A 17,182-nucleotide genomic window follows, 5' to 3' on the forward strand; every position below is an offset into this window, starting at 1 on the left:
AGGAAATTCCCCACGGGGCGGTTTTTTATGTTATGATGATCATTTTCTGCTGTATCTGAAATCGCAGATATCTGCGCCCTCTGCAATAGTGCCTGTTCTCACAAGCTTCATGCCCATAATGTCCGCAAGCACAAAGTCCATTCGGCAAAGGTACTTCGCCAGCTCAGGGCAGCCCTCGTCGCTGCATATCTTGCATATACCGCACTGATGATAGTCATAGCCCAGGTCATATTCGCCGTTTCCCGGCAGGATATCCAGCATCCAGTCATTTTCATATAAGCGCTTGTGGCTGTCCTCCGACCACTTGAGACGTCCTGCCATCTTCTTTTCATCAAGGTAGCTTTCCGCATTGCCAACCGCCTTGCGGAACAGCTTTGAAGCGCAAAGGCCGTCTCTGAATATCTCAAAATTCTCCTCGGCGTCTTTTCCCGTGCTGCGGTTCATGGCAATAAAATATATGCCCATTACGTAGCTGCTGATAAGCCTTGATTTGCCTATATCCTTTGCACGGGCGGATATTTTATCATATTCCCTGATTATCTTATCTGCCGTGCTCTGAGGGAACCCACGCCGTTTCAGCTCGGCTTTTACTGCGCTGTGATAAAAATGCTTGAACATCCATGCGCTTAATGAATTATTCATTTCTATTTCTCCTTATCCCTATGTAATTTCCTGTCAGAGTTAGTATAGCACAACTGATATCAAATGTCAATAACGGCAATTTCATGCTCTTTAAGCTACTCCGTTTCATTGACATTCACCGCCCGCTGTGATATGATAATATCAATAGATCCAAAGGAGATATGCCCCATGAACAAGCAGGAAACTTATGACTTTCTTACACAAAGCGGAGTAAAATTCGAGATAACCGAGCATCAGGCTGTATATAACATGGCGGAGCTGACGCAGATAGATAACCCTCACCCCGAATGTGATGCAAAAAACCTTTTTGTCCGTGACGATAAAAGGCGGCAGTATTACCTTATCACCGTCAAAGGAGACAAGCGTGTTGACCTGAAAGCGTTCCGCAAAGCTCAGGGCACACGCCCTCTGACCTTTGCCTCCGAAAGCGAGCTTATGGACATAATGGGTCTTATCCCGGGAGCTGTTACTCCTCTGGGGCTGCTTAATGACAGCGAACTGCGTGTGATATTCTACCTTGACAAGGACTTTTTCAAAGAGCCTTTTCTCATCGGCGTTCACCCCAATGACAACACCGCAACCGTATGGCTGAATGTCAATGATCTGGCAGATATCATCAAAAAGCACGGAAATGAGGTCATCGTCACCGAAATATCAAACGCATGAGCAATGCACAAATATCATTTAAAAAATTGTGCAGAATAACAAATCTGTATTTTTTTGACTTAAAATGAAAAATTTTCCTAATATGATTTGTATTATTATTAGAAACGAAAATTCTGAAATCATCAGAAAGAAGGTCATAATATGAGAAAACAGATAGCACTTCTGGCGGCAGCTGCCATAGCAGTGAACGCCTCTGCACCGGTCTGCTTTGCAAAGACAATAACTCCCAACGCCGCCGCAGCTGCTTCGTCAAAATCGACAGCGTCAGCCGACACGGAGGATAGAAGCGATATGGAAAAAGCACTTGCCACAGTAAAATCAAGAATAACTATCCCCGAGGAATACTCCAAATTTTCCTGCACCACAGGCGAAAGCAACGGATTAAAGAACTATAACTTCACATGGGAAAATCCCGATGATATAAGCGGAAACAGCTATTATGTCACCGTTACGGGCGATTTGATAACAAGCTACACAAGCCCCGACAGATACAACTACGGTCAAAAAAGAGGCTTTGCAAAAATGTCAAAGAAGGCTTTTGCCAACAAGGCTCTGAGCTGGCTTTACACTGTAAATCCCTCGATGAAAGGCTATACCGTGGCTGACGATGATATCCGCCTGAGGCTTGACAGCGACATTGTTTCCATAAGCTTTTCCAGAAAATACGGCAGCGTTGAGGTAAGAAACAACAGCGGCCGCATATATCTCAACAAATACACAGGCGATGTTCTGGGAATGGATATGAACTGGTGGCAGAACGCAAAGTTCGGCTCTTCCGCAGATGTCCTCACTCAGGAAGCAATCAAGGAGATCTATGCCAAGGAAGTCACCATAAAGCCATGGTACAGGATATCCACCGACTACGAAACAAACAAAACCACCGCAAGCATCGTCTATGAGCCTCAGAACAGCTTTATCTACAACGCTTCCACAGGCGAACATTCCACAATGAACGATGATTATCTTGCCGCTCTTGACACCGATAAATACAGTGACAGCGGCTATGACATGCCCGCCGAGGAAGAAGCGCTTGACGTGATGGAAGAGGATGATATAGAAGCCACTCCCGCAACAGGCGTAAAATTCACCGACGAGGAAAAGAAAAAGCTTGCGGATATGAGCAAGATGCTCACCTCGGATAAATTCAAGGAGCTGATGATGAAAGACAAGTACATCGGCGTCACCAAGAGCCACCTTGTCAATGATTTTAACATCGACTATAGCGAAGAAGCTCCCAGCGGCTTTGCCATCAGCTGCCGCTTTTATATCAACAACAAAAAGGAATACAGCGAGATATACGTTACCGCTGACGCTGAGTCAGGAAAGGTAATCAGCTTCAACAACTACACCCTGAACAGCAAGCAGGCGCTGGACGTTAAGAAAGCCAATTCCATTGCCGAGGAAGCCGCAAAATATTACTACGGCGACATTTTCGGCGAATACAAGGCTGACCCCGAGAACACCGCTCCCGCTGTCAAGACGGAAAACTACACCGTAACCAGCCGCAGCTTCAAGTTCTACAGATACGTAAACAACATTCAGGTCTCGGGCGACTCCATTTACGTTACCGTTAATTCCGACGGCAGAGTAACAGGCATCAGCTCAAACTACACCAAGGACGTTGATTTCGGCGATGGCAAGATAGTCAACAAGCAGAAGGCTCTTGAGCTGCTGTTCGGTCAGCAGGATATGTCCCTCTATTACGACGGCTTTACCGATTATAGATCCGTGCCCCACACATATCTCATCTACAGCATGGATTCATGGAAGCTCAACGCCAGAACAGGAAAGCTCTGCGACAACAACGGCAAGCCCCTTGAAAAGGCAGCTTCTCAGGGCGAAACCTGCCCCTACACCGACCTTGACAATTCCCGGTACAAGAGCGAGATCGCCACACTTTACAACTACGGCATCAAGATACATGACAATGAAAAGTTCTCCCCCAATTCAAAAATAACCGCTGACGAGGTAAACGCTCTGCTTTCACTGATAAACGCAGGCTATTACGAAGACCCCGTTGTGGAGGAATATGCCGCAAACGGCAGCGAAAGCACTTCCGCCAAGTATCTTACACGAAAAGAGCTGGCAAGGCTGTTCGTAAAGGACATGGGCGCTGACAGATACGCCAAGATGAAGAACATCTTCAAGTCCCCCTTCAAGGACGTTTCGGACAGCAGCGCATATGTGGGCTACATCTCCATTGCCTGGGCTGCAGGCGCTGTTGACGGCAGCAAGAACGGTAATTTTGACCCCGACGGCTATGTTACCAGGGAATACGCTTACCACTGCATTTACAATTACATTCTCAACGGTCTTGACTCATAAAATTTACCGAATAACACAAAGAGGCATTTGCAAACTCCTGCAAATGCCTCATTTTTTTTCACAGCTGTTTGTGATAATAAACCTAAGATGCCGCCAGCCGTCAGGTATGCTCCTGAGGTGCGATCTGCCGTTTCTGCCGTCCCTGCGCAGCTTTACGGGTATCTGAGCGATCTTCTCCCCCGAGCGTGCGAATTTTCCTATGATCTCTGTGGCAAACTCCATGCCCGAGCAGGACAGTCCCAGCGCCAGAGCCTTTTCCCTGTCAAATCCCCTGATGCCGCAGTGAAAATCCGTCACAAAGGTATGGTATCTTATCCGCCCTGCCAGCGACAGCAAGGGCACGCCGATATATCTGTGGGAAAAGGACATAGCGCCCCTTTCAATGCCGCCGAAGCGGTTGCCCATAACAAGCCCATAGCCCTCACGGAGCTTCTGCACAAAACCGCCAATATCGGAAAAATCGTAGCTCATATCGCAGTCGCCCATGATGATATATTTTCCCTGCGCCGCCTTTATGCCGCCGATAAGTGCGCTGCCATAACCCTTTTCAGCCACGTTCACCACCCTTGCACCATGCTCACGGGCAATGAAAGCGGAACGGTCGCTGCTGCCGTTATCCGCCACAAGTATCTCGGCGGAAATATTGCTTGCCGCTATACCCTTTTTCGCCTCATCAATGCAGCTGCCGATGGTCTTTTCCTCGTTCAGGCAGGGCATAAGTATAGTAAATTCCGTCACCGCTTCACCTTCTGTCTGACCTTTTTGGTCGGTTTATTATCACGTATGCAAAGCCATACCAATGCGCAAAGCGCCATAACAGTCGCCGCCTGCGCCCTGTAGGTAAAATATTCATGAAGATATGAATGGTTGCTGAGGACGATGTATCTCAGGTACGGCACAAGTCCCAGTACGGCTATTGTTATCTCTGCCTTTGGGGGCTTTTTGCTGCCCAAAAGCAAGCATATGCTTCCCGAAATAAGAACGGTCAGTATAAGTCCCAAAGCGATGCGTCCGCCGTCAACACGCACATCTCCGCCGAAAAGTGTGGAGAGATTTGCCAGAGGTGCGGATATTATCTGCATGGGCAGGGACATATCAGTCTCGCCGTCTATGCGCACCTCTGCCGAATGAATGGCTGAAACGAACTTGTTCTCCCCTGTCACAGCTGAAGCCGCCGCCCATTTGACAATAAAGGTCATAAGATACGCCGCTCCCCAGCAGCCGCCGCTTTTTATAACAAGAGGAAGACCATTCTCTTCAAGTCGGTCATCACTGTATCGGATGATCACCACCAGCAGCAGCGGGAGAAGTACAGACAAAGTTTCAGCCGTGAGAAAATCGAAAAACGCCGCAGCAGCTCCCCCGATAACGGAAAGCACAGTCACATAGATATCGCCTTTTTTTTCAAGCAGCACATACAAAATGCACATCGCCATGGTTACGATGAACATGGGAATATACTCCAGCGACAGCCCCACATTCCACACATGAACGCAGCACAGCGACACTGTCAGAGCCGCCGCCGCAAAATACTGCCGCTTTTTCACAAGAATACCGCAGCACACCGCCGCAAGAATTATCACAGCCGCCAGACCCACGGCTTTCACCCCACGAGCGCTCATAAAAGCCATCAGCGGACGGATAAATATTACCGAGCCGTGCCAGTAGCGGGAATAATCCGTATCGGGAGTAACACCGTTCAGTGCAGCATACAGCCCGTAGTTCACGCCCAGCTCCTCTCCGCTGTAATACTTGGTATCCAGCGAGGAATAAACAGGGTGAGAGCTGTCTATGTTCCACAGAATATTCAGCAGGATAGCATCGGCGTAGTTATCGGCAACATCGCACAGCTTTCCGCTGTTTTCAAAGGAAAATGCCTCTGTATTGCCGTAATAATCGGCGCTTTCCATAAGCCCCTCATATATTTTTTCGTTTGGGATAATAGAGGTAAGCACCAGCAGCCCCCACATCACCGCTATAGCCGCAAAAAATGCCGCCAGATGAACCGTTATCTTTTTCGTCATATCATTTCTCCGATTGAGTTATAATTTCCCTTATTATAGCATATTTTTCATGGAATGTCTATAGCGATGCAACGCAAAAAGCCCCTCAGGGAGATCCCTGAGGGGCAAAACTTATGCAGTTTTCAGATTACTTGTTAAGTCTCTCTTCCAGCTTATCGAGCTGAGCGATGAGAGCAGCAGGAATGTGGCCGCCCTTGTCGGAGATGTCTTCCTTGTAGTATCTGCGCATTTCTGCGATTTCCTTCTTCCAGAGGTCCTTATCAACATAAAGGAGCTTGTCGAGGATCTCAGGTGTAACCTCGTCCTCAATACCCTCGAGGTTGATGTCACCCTTCTTGGGAAGGTAACCGATAGCAGTTTCTTCAGCGTCGATAGTGCCCTCGCAGCGCTTGATGATCCAGTCGAGAACTCTCATGTTATCGCCGAAGCCGGGCCACATGAAGTGACCTTCCTCGTCCTGCTTGAACCAGTTAACATTGAAGATCTTAGGAGCCTTGTCGCCGAGCTTCTCGCCCATTTCGAGCCAGTGTGCCCAGTAGTCACCAACATTGTAGCCGATGAAGGGCTTCATTGCCATAGGATCGTGACGGAGAACGCCGACAGCACCTACAGCAGCAGCTGTTGTCTCGGAGGAAACAGCAGAACCGATGTAAGTTCCGTGTGTCCAGTCGAAGGACTGATATACCAGAGGAGTGGTGGAAGCACGTCTGCCGCCGAAGATGATAGCGGAAACGGGAACACCGTTAGGATTGTTGAACTCAGGAGATACGCAGGGGCAGTTAACAGCAGGAGCTGTAAATCTGGAGTTGGGGTGAGCCAGCTTCTGAGGCTTGCCGTCAGCACCGATAACAGAAGTGTATTCCTTGCCGTTTACCTTAGCGCCCTTCCACTCAGTTGCATCCTCGGGAGGATTCTTGTCGAGACCTTCCCACCAAACTGTGTTATCAGCATTGTTGAGAGCAACGTTTGTGAAGATGGTGTTCTTCATTGTGGAAGCAAGTGCGTTGTAGTTGGACTTAGCATTAGTACCGGGAGCAACGCCGAAGAAGCCGTTCTCGGGGTTGATAGCGTAAAGTCTGCCGTCAGCGCCGGGCTTCATCCAAGCGATATCATCACCAACGGTGAATACTTCGTAGCCCTTATCCTTGTAAGTCTTAGGAGGAATGAGCATTGCGAGGTTGGTCTTGCCGCAAGCAGAGGGGAATGCAGCTGTAATGTAAACAACCTTGCCGTCGGGCTTCTTAACGCCGAGGATAAGCATATGCTCAGCCATCCAGCCTTCGTTCTTGCCCTGGTAGGAAGCGATACGGAGTGCAAAGCACTTCTTGCCGAGGAGAACGTTTCCGCCGTATGCGGAGTTGATGGACCAGATAGTGTTGTCCTGAGGGAACTGAACAATGTATCTGTTCTCGGGATCAACATCAGCCTTGGAGTGGAGACCTCTTACGAAATCGTTGGAGGTATCGCCCAGGTTCTCAAAAGCCTGCTTGCCCATTCTTGTCATGATGTTCATGTTAAGAACAACGTAGATAGAGTCAGTAAGCTCAACGCCGACCTTAGCGAGAGGAGAACCGATAGGACCCATGGAGTAAGGGATAACATACATGGTTCTACCCTTCATAACGCCGTCATAAAGAGGAGTGAGCTTAGCATACATTTCCTTAGGATCCATCCAGTTGTTGGTAGGACCTGCTTCTTCCTTGGTAGGTGTGCAGATGAATGTTCTGTCCTCTACACGAGCAACGTCGTTGGGAAGAGTTCTGTGGTACAGGCAGCCGGGAAGCTTCTCCTGGTTAAGTCTGTACATCTTGTCTCTGTTGCCTTCGGGAAGGGAGCAAACCTCGTCAGTAAGAGCATCGAGCTGCTCCTTGCTGCCGTCGATCCATACAACCTTGTCAGGCTTTGTGAGAGCGACCATTTCGTCAACCCACTTGAGTACGTTAGGATTGTTTGTAAGTGACATACATCAAATCTCCTTTATAAAAATGATATTTTTAACGAGAAAAAGCAAATGAAATTTTCCGACAAGGTTCCTGCAGACATCCATACAGCCTGTCCGCACAAGCATCATCAAGAAAAATCTTTCATTCTTTTAAACACTCTTCCCTGTCAAAAAATTATTCCACGTTAATATTATACTCCATAAACCCCATGCTGTCAAGCACATTTTGCGTATATTTTTCTAAGCGTAATTTTTTTACACCGCCGTTGTATATTTTTTCAAAAAAGTCATTGACATCATTCGATTTTTGTGATATAATAATCAAGTTATACGTGTAATTATGCAAATAAACACGGTCAATCCGTCATAATGCGGGTGTGGTGAAACTGGCAGACACGATAGACTTAGGATCTATTGCGCAAGCGTGCAGGTTCAAGTCCTGTCACCCGCACCAAATCTTGAAAGGCAGGTGAATGATATGAATATTCGTAACAGAAAAATCGAAAACATCTATCATTCACACTGCATTTCCATGTGATATCATTTTGTGAATAATAAATCCAAGTGTTTTCGTTTTTTCGGAAACACTTTTTTTATTTATGAAATGAGGAATTTTATGAACACAAACAATACCGAAATCATCACCGTAAGCACAAGCGAATATTTGTCTGAAGAGACTGCCATGAAGATATCCTCGGCGCTTTGGGGACAAAATGATATTGCAGGAATGAGAAGCATTCTTTATTGGCACAGGTCTGAAAGCGATTGTTTCAATGTGACAGCCCGGAACGCATCGGGAGATTTTGTGGGCAGAGTGTTCTGTATCCGAAACACTGACGACCCCACGCTTTGGTATTACGGTGATCTTTTTGTTGCGGAAAGCTACCGCCGCAGGCATATCGCCGAACAAATGCTCAGTGCAGCATTTGATACATTAAAAGACAAGGGCTGCAAAACCATACGCACATATGTTGCTCCCGAAAACACCCCATCACTTGAACTGCAGAAAAAGCTGGGCTTTGCCGAAAAGCCATACCGGACATTCAACTCTTTGATAAACAACGGCGATATAATGTTTGAAAAGCAGTTGGGGCAGATATATAAAGCCGTGCCTGTCAGCAGCAGTTTTGACGTAAGGATCATTGCTGACATCTACAATAAAAACCTCGAAGCGCTTCACGGCGATAAAATAACCTATAACGAATGGCTAAACTCTATCATGAGCCATGATACAGACGAAAAGAATTATCTGATCTGCAGAGGCATTATGCCTGTTGCGTGGCTGAAGATAAACGGGCTTGATGATAATGATGTGGGCTATATTTCAATGCTTGCGGTCATACCACAGTTTCAGCGCAGCGGAGTGGGAACTTTTGCAGTAGAGTTTGCGGAAAACTTTTTACATTTCAAAGGTAAGAAGATATTATGTGTACAGACTACTCCCGATAATATGCCTGCTGTCAGGCTTTACGAAAAATGCGGATTTGAAAGGATAACAGAAGCTCAGTCGCTTACAAACAGCAGCTCAGACTCGACCAAAATAAAATTTATCAAGGAAATTTAACTTGTCTTTTCCATAAACCTTGTGCAAGAGCAGTGGCTCTGCGAAAATCGATTGTGATTTTTGAAATGTGTCTCACGTTATGACATAATACGACGGCACAACCGCTTAATTGCCAGAAATCATAAAAATTGTCGATGTCAAGGTTGTCTTCGACATTCATTTTAACATCGACATTTTTTATGATATAATGACCGAGCGGTTATGACGTCTTTCGACATTTACACAGTTAAAGAATCGGACTCAATCCAGCCGCTCTCAGCACAAAGTCATTTTTCTGCGGTCTATTGTTTTTACAGAGTTTTTTTCGCAGAGCCTCCAAAAATCGCCCTTTTGCCCGTATTATTTATGTTTCATAAAACTCATTGCACTTATGCGTGCAAATGTTGTATCAGCGCAGATAATTCCGTGCTTTGTATTGACTAAACGTGCAAAATGAGATATAATAAATACATAAAATTTTATTGACCGAATTCGTCTGATTTTCTATGAAAAGGGCGTATTTGTTATGATAGATATGCCCAACATATTATGGCTTTATAAAACAAAGAGCTGCGCTTCTTTAATGAAACGCAGCTCTTATGCTTATATTTTTATTATAAAGACGAAATGCACTGTGAATATGCCCCAATATTTAGTCAACAACACATTCCACAACAGCACAAGGCGGAATATTCAGCTTTAACACATTGTCCTTGATGACTGCCGTATGCTCGGTAATGCTCACCCTGTCGGGACAGTCGAAGTCGTTATAGCTGTGCGCCTCGTTTGTAAGTATCCTGCACGAAACCGATGATGCCTTAAAACCGAAAATGCTGCATTCAACAGCGGCCTCTTCCGTAAGCGAACAGTTTGCGGCGGTAACGGTCATACTCTTTTCGTTCACCGATGCGGAAACCGAGATCATCGGAGCATTTTTACCTTCCGACATATTTTCGTTCTGCGTATAGCAGTAAACTGCCTCGTTGTTTTGGTGTGTTTTAAAAAGGTCGAAAACGTGATATGTAGGCGTTTTTATCATCTTATCGCCCTCTGTAAGAATGACCGACTGGAGAACATTCACCGCCTGCGCAAGGTTTGCCATTACAACACGGTCGCTGTGTCTGTTAAAAACATTCAGCTCTATTGCAGCAACGATAGCATCACGCATTGTATTCTGCTGATATAAAAATCCCGGGTTCGTACCCTCTTCTACCTTATGCCAACAGCCCCACTCGCCTATTACAAGTCCTATTTTCTTTTCGGGATCATAGCGGTTCATTATCTCCGAATGTCTTGTGATAAGCTCATCGGAAAAGTTCGCTGCAGCGATAGTTTTATAATAAAGCTCATCGTCAAAATCGATGGCTGATTCCATTTCGGGCCATATGGGCATCGTATAATAATGCAAGTCGATAGCATCAACATTATTGCTGTCAAGATTTTTCATCATGACTTCTGTCCAGTTATAGTCGGCAGAGCTTGGACCGCAGGCTATTCTGTAAAGTCTGTTTCCCGAATAATTGCGGCAGAACGTCTGATACCTTTTATAAACGTCGGCGTAATATTCGGGACGCATATTTCCTCCGCAGCCCCAGTTTTCATTACCGACACCGAGGTATTCGAGTTTCCACGGCTCGGCTCTGCCGTTCTTCTTTCTCTGCTCTGTGAGAGGCGATTCCGCATCTGAGGTCATATATTCTATCCATTCGGACATTTCACGAACACTGCCGCTGCCAACATTGCCGTTTATATAAGGCTTGCAGCCAACAAGCTCACAGAAGCGCATAAATTCGTGTGTACCGAAAGAATTATCCTCCGTAACTCCGCCCCAGTTCGTGTTCACGATCTTTCGGCGCAGAGATTTTTCGCCGATTCCGTCCTGCCAGTGATATTCTTCCGCAAAGCAGCCGCCGGGCCAGCGGAAAACGGGAGCTTTTATATTTCTGAACGCCTCGATGATATCATTCCTTATTCCGTCTGTATTCGGAATAGGTGAATTTTCACCCACATATATACCGTTGTAGATACATCTTCCGAGATGCTCGGAAAAATGTCCGTATATCTCGGGAGAGATATGTCCGAGCCTGTCGTCTGCATTTATTAGTATTGATATTTTTTTCATATTATACCTCCGCCGCATACTGAATTATTATATTATCATTATAAATCATTGACTTTGATATTGCAATGACTTATAATATTATTATACTAACCGTTCGTACTTTGAGGTGATGATATGATAAGTATAAACACAGTCTGTCAGAACGTAAGACACAAAGGGAATTTTGAAATATGCAGACCGGATGGTTCGGGAGATGATCTTCTTGTTATCTTCAAGACCTCCGCTGTTCTGATACAAAACGGCAAAGAAATAACCGTTTCTCCCGACAGCCTCATTTTATACAGCAAGGGAACAATGCAGCATTACAAAACTCTGTGCGGAAGTTATGTTAATCACTTTGTCCATTTTGATACGGACGATACCGAGCTTATGAATGGGATAAAAACTGACACGCTTATCACCTCGGCGGATATTCCTGCAATTGAAGAGCTGCTTACGATATTATGCCGTGAAAATGTAGCCGGTTCGACCAACAGGAAACAGTACGAAAATATGCTTATGCAGATGATACTCATGAAAATATCCGAAAGCAGCATAAATCCTGACAGCGATAAAAGCCGCATTTCTGCTCTTGAAATGCTCCGCACCGATATTTACAGCAATGCAAGGAGCTACAGCAATATATATCAGCTTGCTGAAAAAATGAATCTGAGTCCGTCATATCTTCAGGCAATATACAAACGGAAATTCGGGATAAGCTGCTATGAAGATATTTTATCCGCAAAGGTCAAGACAGGACAATATTATCTTTCGACCACCGATATGACCGTTAAGGAAATATCCGACCTCTGCGGATACGGAAATGAGATATGCTTTATGAAGATATTCAAAAAAAGAACAGGGATCACACCGAGTGAGTACAGGAAAATTTCCAAGGGTGGCAAATGATTCATTCATCACTTTGCTTGATACCTATGTTGATATTATGTCCGATGCAGGACGAATAGTTACCAACTGCGGAAACTGCGGTCAGCTTATGATAATCAATCGTGCAAATGCTTCTCTGACCTGCGGACGTTCAACCTGCAAGAAAGAACGTTTACGCAAAGCTAATGATGATTACAAAAAGCGTGCTATGAAAGGCCCGATAAAGGAAGCATATCTCAATTTTGACAACAAGTGCAGAAGCTACCGCAAGAAGCTCTCCGATTCTCCCGAGCTGCTTGAAAAATACAATAAGGCTTTTGACGGGCATAGGGAAAAGATACGGGCTGTCAAGCGTGGACTGACTGTAAAAAGCAGCTCCGATGATATTGACCGATATAATCGGATGTGCTTTGATGCTTGTCAGGATTTGCAGGATTTGGCTAAGCAGCTTAAAGCTAAGGTCGGACAGAACACATAAAAAGCAAGGCGTACACCCTACCGATTTCGGTATGATGTACGCCTTGCTTTGGTTTATGGAGAATTATTCTGCATTTGTATTGATCGTCACAATATCAGATTTTGTCATCGTAGTCCACTTTCCGTCAACATAAGCACGGACGATGTACTGATACTCCGTATCGTGGGGGTGAGCTTGTTTATCCTTACTGCCAGTTTCGATGTTTTGTTGAGCTTTATGACCGGTTGCAGAAACAACCATATTTGTTATTTCATTAGTTTTGTAAGAGCCGAAAAACATCTTTCCGCATATTCGTTTATTCCTCAATTTCTGCATGAATGTCGCTGATAAGTTTTCTGCATTCTGTATCCAACGCCAGAAGATTATTACATTTTTCCGACTTGCTGGCACGCAATTGTTGAATTTCACTGATATTTTCGTTTATCTCATTCAGCCTTGGCTGCATTTTCTCTTTTAGGAACTTTTTAAGAGTAGTTTCGAAGTGACTTTCAAGGCTTTCGGCAGCCATATTATATGCAGCTCTAATTTGTTCTCTTGCATCTCGTTGTTCTTTCACACGCTGTTCGGCATCATAATCTTCTTTTGCCTGCATACCAATGGATAATATGGTTCCTACAACGCCAAGCACTTTGCCTGCTATATTTATTCCTTTAGTAATTTTGATAGCTTCCCACGGTTTGAAAGAATGACCAAAGAAATGACCTACATCGAGAACTAATTGATGAACGTTTGTACCTTTTAATCCTCCGAGTCCTTTTAATCCAACACTTGTTCCGCCAGCGTTTTTAACAATAGTAGCTCCACCTCTCTGAAGAAGCTCTTGGTCAACGATTTTTTTTAGAAAAGGCATATCACGATAGTTTTTCTTTTCTATTCTTTCATAAACTTTTTGGGTGTATGTATCGTTATAGAACTCATCCATTTCTCCTTCATATTCAGAAAGACTATCCTCAATTACTGTTTCAACATCCTTAGAGCATTTTTCAGAAATTGTATTCACCTTTTGCTCCGCTGATTTCACGGCATCATCTGCTTCAGATTGAGTTGAGAATGTGTCTATATCATTAGCTAAACTGCGCCCCAATTCTCTTATCTCTGAAGCGGCAAACCTATACTTTTCTTTTATACCTTCTTCGATAGATCGCATTGCTTTTGTAAAGATGCTTTTTTGTCTTAACTGAGTTTCTTCAAAATCATCAATATCACTATCTCCTGTTGATGGCAAAAACTGTACAATTTCTTCCTGTATTGAGTCAATGATCCTATATAACGGTGTGGTAAGTCGAACAGACAATGCCTTATCTTCTACGAAACCATTTATTGTTGATATAAGAGCTGAATAATTGCTTCTTTCACGAAGTTCATCGGCTATTTCTTCATCTTCTTCGCTTTCACTATCAAGATATGATTCTACATCTACAAAGCAGGTTCGCAACTCCTCAGGAGAGTAGGGATCAGTAACTTTTTTTAAGTCATTTGCTTTGACAATACGATTTTCTTCGGTATTTCCCACATCAGCCATTTTATTTACAATTAAAATGGTTTCCTTTGCTTTATCGTTAGCAATAATCAATTTTCTGAAATCCTCACCGATTAAATCATCAAATAGATTGTGAGTAACAATATAAACCAGCAAATCTGCTTCCGCAATAGCTTTGAATGATATTGCATCGTGTTCAGGGTGAACTTGCGTTCCTATACCGGGAGTATCTACAACCTCCATACCGTTCCATTCATAGGAGTGAGCCTCCTGTGTTACAATACCATCACCTGTTTCAATGGTCTTGATGCCTGTAAGTGCTTTCAGAATTGTTGATTTTCCTGCACTATACTGTCCTGCAAATACAAGGCTTATGGGCTTGTCACCGGAAAAAACTTTATCAGGAAGTTTGTTTACAGGAATACCCAATTCGGTATAAATATTTTTTGCTTGTTCAAGAAGCTTTTCGCTTCTTGAAGACCATTCGCCAAGTATGATTGTGTTTGAATTACTCATACAACATCCTCCTATTTCATAATATACAATCTTGAAATCTGTTGTGCCAATTTAATCCTATTGACACTAATTGCATTGTTATTGGCATTACTTCCTATTCTTGCTGCAAGTGCCTTAGAATCTGCACCGTTTATAATCTGAACATCTGATGCTCTTATACCGGCTGTATCAGCAATAAGCTGTCGTATATTATCTTTATCGTTTATTACGTATATAGTTTCATTTATGACAGTTGACAGTTCATCAATCCTTTCTTCACTAACGCTATCATAAAACGATAAAGCAATACATGTGCCTGCAATTCTCGCAATTCGATGAATAGGCATATCCGACACATCAATACCAATATAGTGAATTGCTTCTGCCATCATAGTTTTGTTGATCTCTTCCTGCTTGTCATACAATGAATTTGAAAACTGTTTCTGAACATCTGCAAGAGAACTCAAAGATGCGGTGATATTATTAAGAAGCGAGAATGTTGGCTCAACTTGCTTTTTAATAAGTTCATCAGAAAATATTTTTTTAAGCTTTTTATTTATTTCCTCAAACTGCTTGTCGAGGCTGGAATTGATTTGACTTTCAAGTTTTTTTCTTGCCTCCGCAATTTTCTTTTCTTTGCTCTTAAATAATTTGCTCTTAAATAATAAGCTAAATACATTGACCCCTAAAGCAACCCAACCTACAATAGGAACACCAAATAAAGCAGCTATGTAAAGTCCACCCGAAATAATAGTAACACCCCAACTCCATATACGTTTGCCATCAACAATTGAAGGCATTGATATTTTACTTTCGGAAAAATCTCTGTCGGCAAATTTAAGTTCGGCTGTTATTTCTCTGTATATGTCGTTGAGCTTCTCTTCACATTCTTTGGCAAGGCTGTCCAATATTTCGCCGCATCGTTCTTCTATATGAAACTTATTGATTTCCTTGTTCCATTCTTCACCGGCTTTTTTATCGTTGTAGTGTGTTTCGGAAAACGATGGGACGGAACGTTTTATTTCAGCTTTTAAGAGATCGAGTTTTGACTTTATGGTATTATTTCCTTTGGTTTTAAAAGTATCAAGCCATTTGGTTAATTTTTTATTTTTATCAGAAACTGTATTTTTTTGTTCGATATTCTGAACGCCTTGCTCTACCAATGTATCTGCTATTTCTGTAAGAGGAACTACTACAGCATCAATATAAGATTTTAACTTGTAGTAGCAGCCATTTTTAATGACTTCTTGAGCAATCATAGCTTCAACTTTTTCAAAGCGGCTTAATTCATATAGTTTTTCACTATACTCGCTCCACTCTTCCTTCTGTGACAGAAAAGCAGATTTCAGGTGTACAAATTCAAATTTGAGTGTATCCCAAGACTGCCCAAAATGCTTGCCAAATTCAAGGAATTGTGTTTTCAGAGCATTAAGGCGTTCATCGGTAGTTTTCTTCCTGAGGTCACGCTCAAATAACTTCATACTTGTTCTTTTATCAATATTGGCTCTAACATTTATTAGGCAAATAACAGGTTTTCCTAAGCTAAGGATATTTTTTAGGCACTCAGCCTCACTCGGCTGTGGTGCATCATCAGTTATCAAAAATAAAACCATATCGGCTTTTTTAGCTGCTTCAAAAGCAGTTTGAGTATCATCTTCTCCACCAAATGCCGCAATTCCGGGAACATCTGTGACAGTCATCCCTCGGTATTTATACTCTCTCACATCCAGAGTAGTTCGTTGAGCACCTTTTCCAATAGAATCGCCATTACCGTGAATCAATATCTCCATCAATGTTGATTTTCCTGCCATTGTCCTTCCAAACAATGTAATATTAATCGTTCTGTTTGATATTAGATTGATGCCATCGGTAATTTTATCAGGTAATATAGACAACTCGTTTTTTGTGTTATTTAACTGTTCAAGCAAAAGATTTTTAGCACTATCATCTTGAATGTTATTATTTTCAAATAATGAAATAGTTTCATTAAGTTGTTCAAGAATGTTGCTTGTAGTCTGACGCATTAGTGAAATGCAGGAGTTTGATATTGATTTTCCTCGCTTTGCATATTTCTTACATTGCTTAAGTGACGCATCTAAGGCTGTATCCTTTTTCATTTGACACACATCTTTCATATTCAAAGTCAATATATTTTAGGCAACACCGTACAATGCCGCCAATAAATTCTCACAAATCAAGTTAAACGCATAAAGCTCTGTAACGGGCATATTGCCTCTGTAAATCTGCTTGCAGGCGCACTTTATCAAGCCGTCAGAGATTTTCTGTCAGCCAGATAAAGGTTTGCCAGGGCAAACATAATATTCAGTTTGGCGGTCTGTTTTCGCAGACCCCGGTATCGTGTTTTACGATACCCGAACAGCCGTTTAACGACTGCAAAAACGTGTTCGACCTTTGCTCTGACCGATGATTTTTTATGCTCTGATTTCTTTGCCGCATACTGTCCGCTTTTGGAAAGCTTTTTCATTGATGATGGTTTTCTGTTTATCTTGTATTTGATTTTTCGACCATTTTTATTTTTAACAACTGCATTTTCTCGCTTTTCTGCACCGATATATCCACTGTCACCGTATAATTCTT

At 43.3% G+C, this 17,182-nt stretch carries 13 protein-coding genes and 1 tRNA gene; 6 read left to right on the forward strand and 8 right to left on the reverse strand.

The window, feature by feature from the left end:
• Window positions 1–39 precede the first annotated feature (39 nt).
• Window positions 40–642 (reverse strand): L-2-amino-thiazoline-4-carboxylic acid hydrolase, encoded by a 603-nt coding sequence (locus OCV68_RS04040; protein WP_262570925.1) that lies wholly within the window; start codon window positions 640–642, stop codon window positions 40–42.
• Between the two features lie 168 nt (window positions 643–810).
• On the opposite strand from OCV68_RS04040, the gene OCV68_RS04045 reads away from it, so the two are divergent.
• Entirely contained in the window at window positions 811–1,308 is a 498-nt protein-coding gene (locus tag OCV68_RS04045; protein ID WP_262570926.1) for a prolyl-tRNA synthetase associated domain-containing protein, read from the forward strand.
• A gap of 141 nt (window positions 1,309–1,449) precedes the next feature.
• Entirely contained in the window at window positions 1,450–3,633 is a 2,184-nt protein-coding gene (locus OCV68_RS04050) for an S-layer homology domain-containing protein (protein WP_262570928.1), read from the forward strand.
• A gap of 48 nt (window positions 3,634–3,681) precedes the next feature.
• On the opposite strand, the gene OCV68_RS04055 is transcribed toward OCV68_RS04050, so the two are convergent.
• The 3 genes from OCV68_RS04055 to OCV68_RS04065 all read right to left on the reverse strand — a co-directional run bounded on the left by OCV68_RS04055 (window position 3,682) and on the right by OCV68_RS04065 (window position 7,620).
• Window positions 3,682–4,371 carry a glycosyltransferase family 2 protein gene (locus tag OCV68_RS04055; RefSeq protein ID WP_022474898.1) on the reverse strand — a complete coding sequence of 230 codons (690 nt, stop codon included), beginning with the start codon at window positions 4,369–4,371 and terminating at the stop codon, window positions 3,682–3,684.
• Window positions 4,368–5,657 carry a hypothetical protein gene (locus OCV68_RS04060; RefSeq protein WP_262570930.1) on the reverse strand — a complete coding sequence of 430 codons (1,290 nt, stop codon included), beginning with the start codon at window positions 5,655–5,657 and terminating at the stop codon, window positions 4,368–4,370. The genes OCV68_RS04055 and OCV68_RS04060 overlap by 4 nt, the downstream gene beginning before the upstream one ends.
• Window positions 5,658–5,784: 127 nt before the next feature.
• Window positions 5,785–7,620 (reverse strand): phosphoenolpyruvate carboxykinase (GTP), encoded by a 1,836-nt coding sequence (locus OCV68_RS04065; protein WP_022474900.1) that lies wholly within the window; start codon window positions 7,618–7,620, stop codon window positions 5,785–5,787.
• A gap of 350 nt (window positions 7,621–7,970) precedes the next feature.
• Here OCV68_RS04065 and OCV68_RS04070 point away from each other — a divergent pair.
• Both OCV68_RS04070 and OCV68_RS04075 read left to right on the forward strand, forming a co-directional pair.
• Window positions 7,971–8,053: transfer RNA gene (locus OCV68_RS04070), tRNA-Leu, on the forward strand.
• 162 nt (window positions 8,054–8,215) lie between these two features.
• The gene (locus OCV68_RS04075) at window positions 8,216–9,163 is read left to right on the forward strand and encodes a GNAT family N-acetyltransferase (RefSeq protein ID WP_262570932.1); all 948 of its coding nucleotides are present in this window, start codon (window positions 8,216–8,218) and stop codon (window positions 9,161–9,163) included.
• A 631-nt stretch (window positions 9,164–9,794) separates the two neighbouring features.
• Here the strand turns inward: OCV68_RS04075 and OCV68_RS04080 are convergent.
• Entirely contained in the window at window positions 9,795–11,264 is a 1,470-nt protein-coding gene (locus OCV68_RS04080) for an alpha-N-arabinofuranosidase (RefSeq protein ID WP_262570934.1), read from the reverse strand.
• Window positions 11,265–11,378: 114 nt separating this feature from the next.
• Between OCV68_RS04080 and OCV68_RS04085 the strand changes: the two genes are divergently transcribed.
• Window positions 11,379–12,152 (forward strand): helix-turn-helix domain-containing protein, encoded by a 774-nt coding sequence (locus OCV68_RS04085; RefSeq protein WP_262570936.1) that lies wholly within the window; start codon window positions 11,379–11,381, stop codon window positions 12,150–12,152.
• Entirely contained in the window at window positions 12,118–12,609 is a 492-nt protein-coding gene (locus tag OCV68_RS04090) for a hypothetical protein (protein ID WP_262570937.1), read from the forward strand. The genes OCV68_RS04085 and OCV68_RS04090 overlap by 35 nt, the downstream gene beginning before the upstream one ends.
• 295 nt (window positions 12,610–12,904) lie before the next feature.
• Here the strand turns inward: OCV68_RS04090 and OCV68_RS04095 are convergent, their stop codons facing one another.
• The 3 genes from OCV68_RS04095 to OCV68_RS04105 all read right to left on the reverse strand — a co-directional run.
• Window positions 12,905–14,605 (reverse strand): GTPase, encoded by a 1,701-nt coding sequence (locus tag OCV68_RS04095; RefSeq protein WP_262570939.1) that lies wholly within the window; start codon window positions 14,603–14,605, stop codon window positions 12,905–12,907.
• An 11-nt stretch (window positions 14,606–14,616) separates the two neighbouring features.
• Window positions 14,617–16,701 carry a GTPase domain-containing protein gene (locus OCV68_RS04100; RefSeq protein ID WP_262570941.1) on the reverse strand — a complete coding sequence of 695 codons (2,085 nt, stop codon included), beginning with the start codon at window positions 16,699–16,701 and terminating at the stop codon, window positions 14,617–14,619.
• A 146-nt stretch (window positions 16,702–16,847) separates the two neighbouring features.
• Window positions 16,848–17,182: transposase (locus tag OCV68_RS04105; protein ID WP_262570943.1), on the reverse strand; the 335-nt coding region annotated here is incomplete at its 5' end.

Origin of the sequence: Huintestinicola butyrica, from assembly GCF_025567215.1 — a bacterium.
GTDB classification, from domain to species: domain Bacteria; phylum Bacillota; class Clostridia; order Oscillospirales; family Ruminococcaceae; genus Huintestinicola; species Huintestinicola butyrica.

Coding starts and splice junctions, on each gene's coding strand:
- OCV68_RS04040 (WP_262570925.1), bottom strand. CDS start 642: ATGAATAATTCATTAAGCGCATGGATGTTCAAGCATTTTTATCACAGC.
- OCV68_RS04045 (WP_262570926.1), top strand. CDS start 811: ATGAACAAGCAGGAAACTTATGACTTTCTTACACAAAGCGGAGTAAAA.
- OCV68_RS04050 (WP_262570928.1), top strand. CDS start 1,450: ATGAGAAAACAGATAGCACTTCTGGCGGCAGCTGCCATAGCAGTGAAC.
- OCV68_RS04060 (WP_262570930.1), bottom strand. CDS start 5,657: ATGACGAAAAAGATAACGGTTCATCTGGCGGCATTTTTTGCGGCTATA.
- OCV68_RS04065 (WP_022474900.1), bottom strand. CDS start 7,620: ATGTCACTTACAAACAATCCTAACGTACTCAAGTGGGTTGACGAAATG.
- OCV68_RS04075 (WP_262570932.1), top strand. CDS start 8,216: ATGAACACAAACAATACCGAAATCATCACCGTAAGCACAAGCGAATAT.
- OCV68_RS04080 (WP_262570934.1), bottom strand. CDS start 11,264: ATGAAAAAAATATCAATACTAATAAATGCAGACGACAGGCTCGGACAT.
- OCV68_RS04085 (WP_262570936.1), top strand. CDS start 11,379: ATGATAAGTATAAACACAGTCTGTCAGAACGTAAGACACAAAGGGAAT.
- OCV68_RS04095 (WP_262570939.1), bottom strand. CDS start 14,605: ATGAGTAATTCAAACACAATCATACTTGGCGAATGGTCTTCAAGAAGC.
- OCV68_RS04100 (WP_262570941.1), bottom strand. CDS start 16,701: ATGAAAAAGGATACAGCCTTAGATGCGTCACTTAAGCAATGTAAGAAA.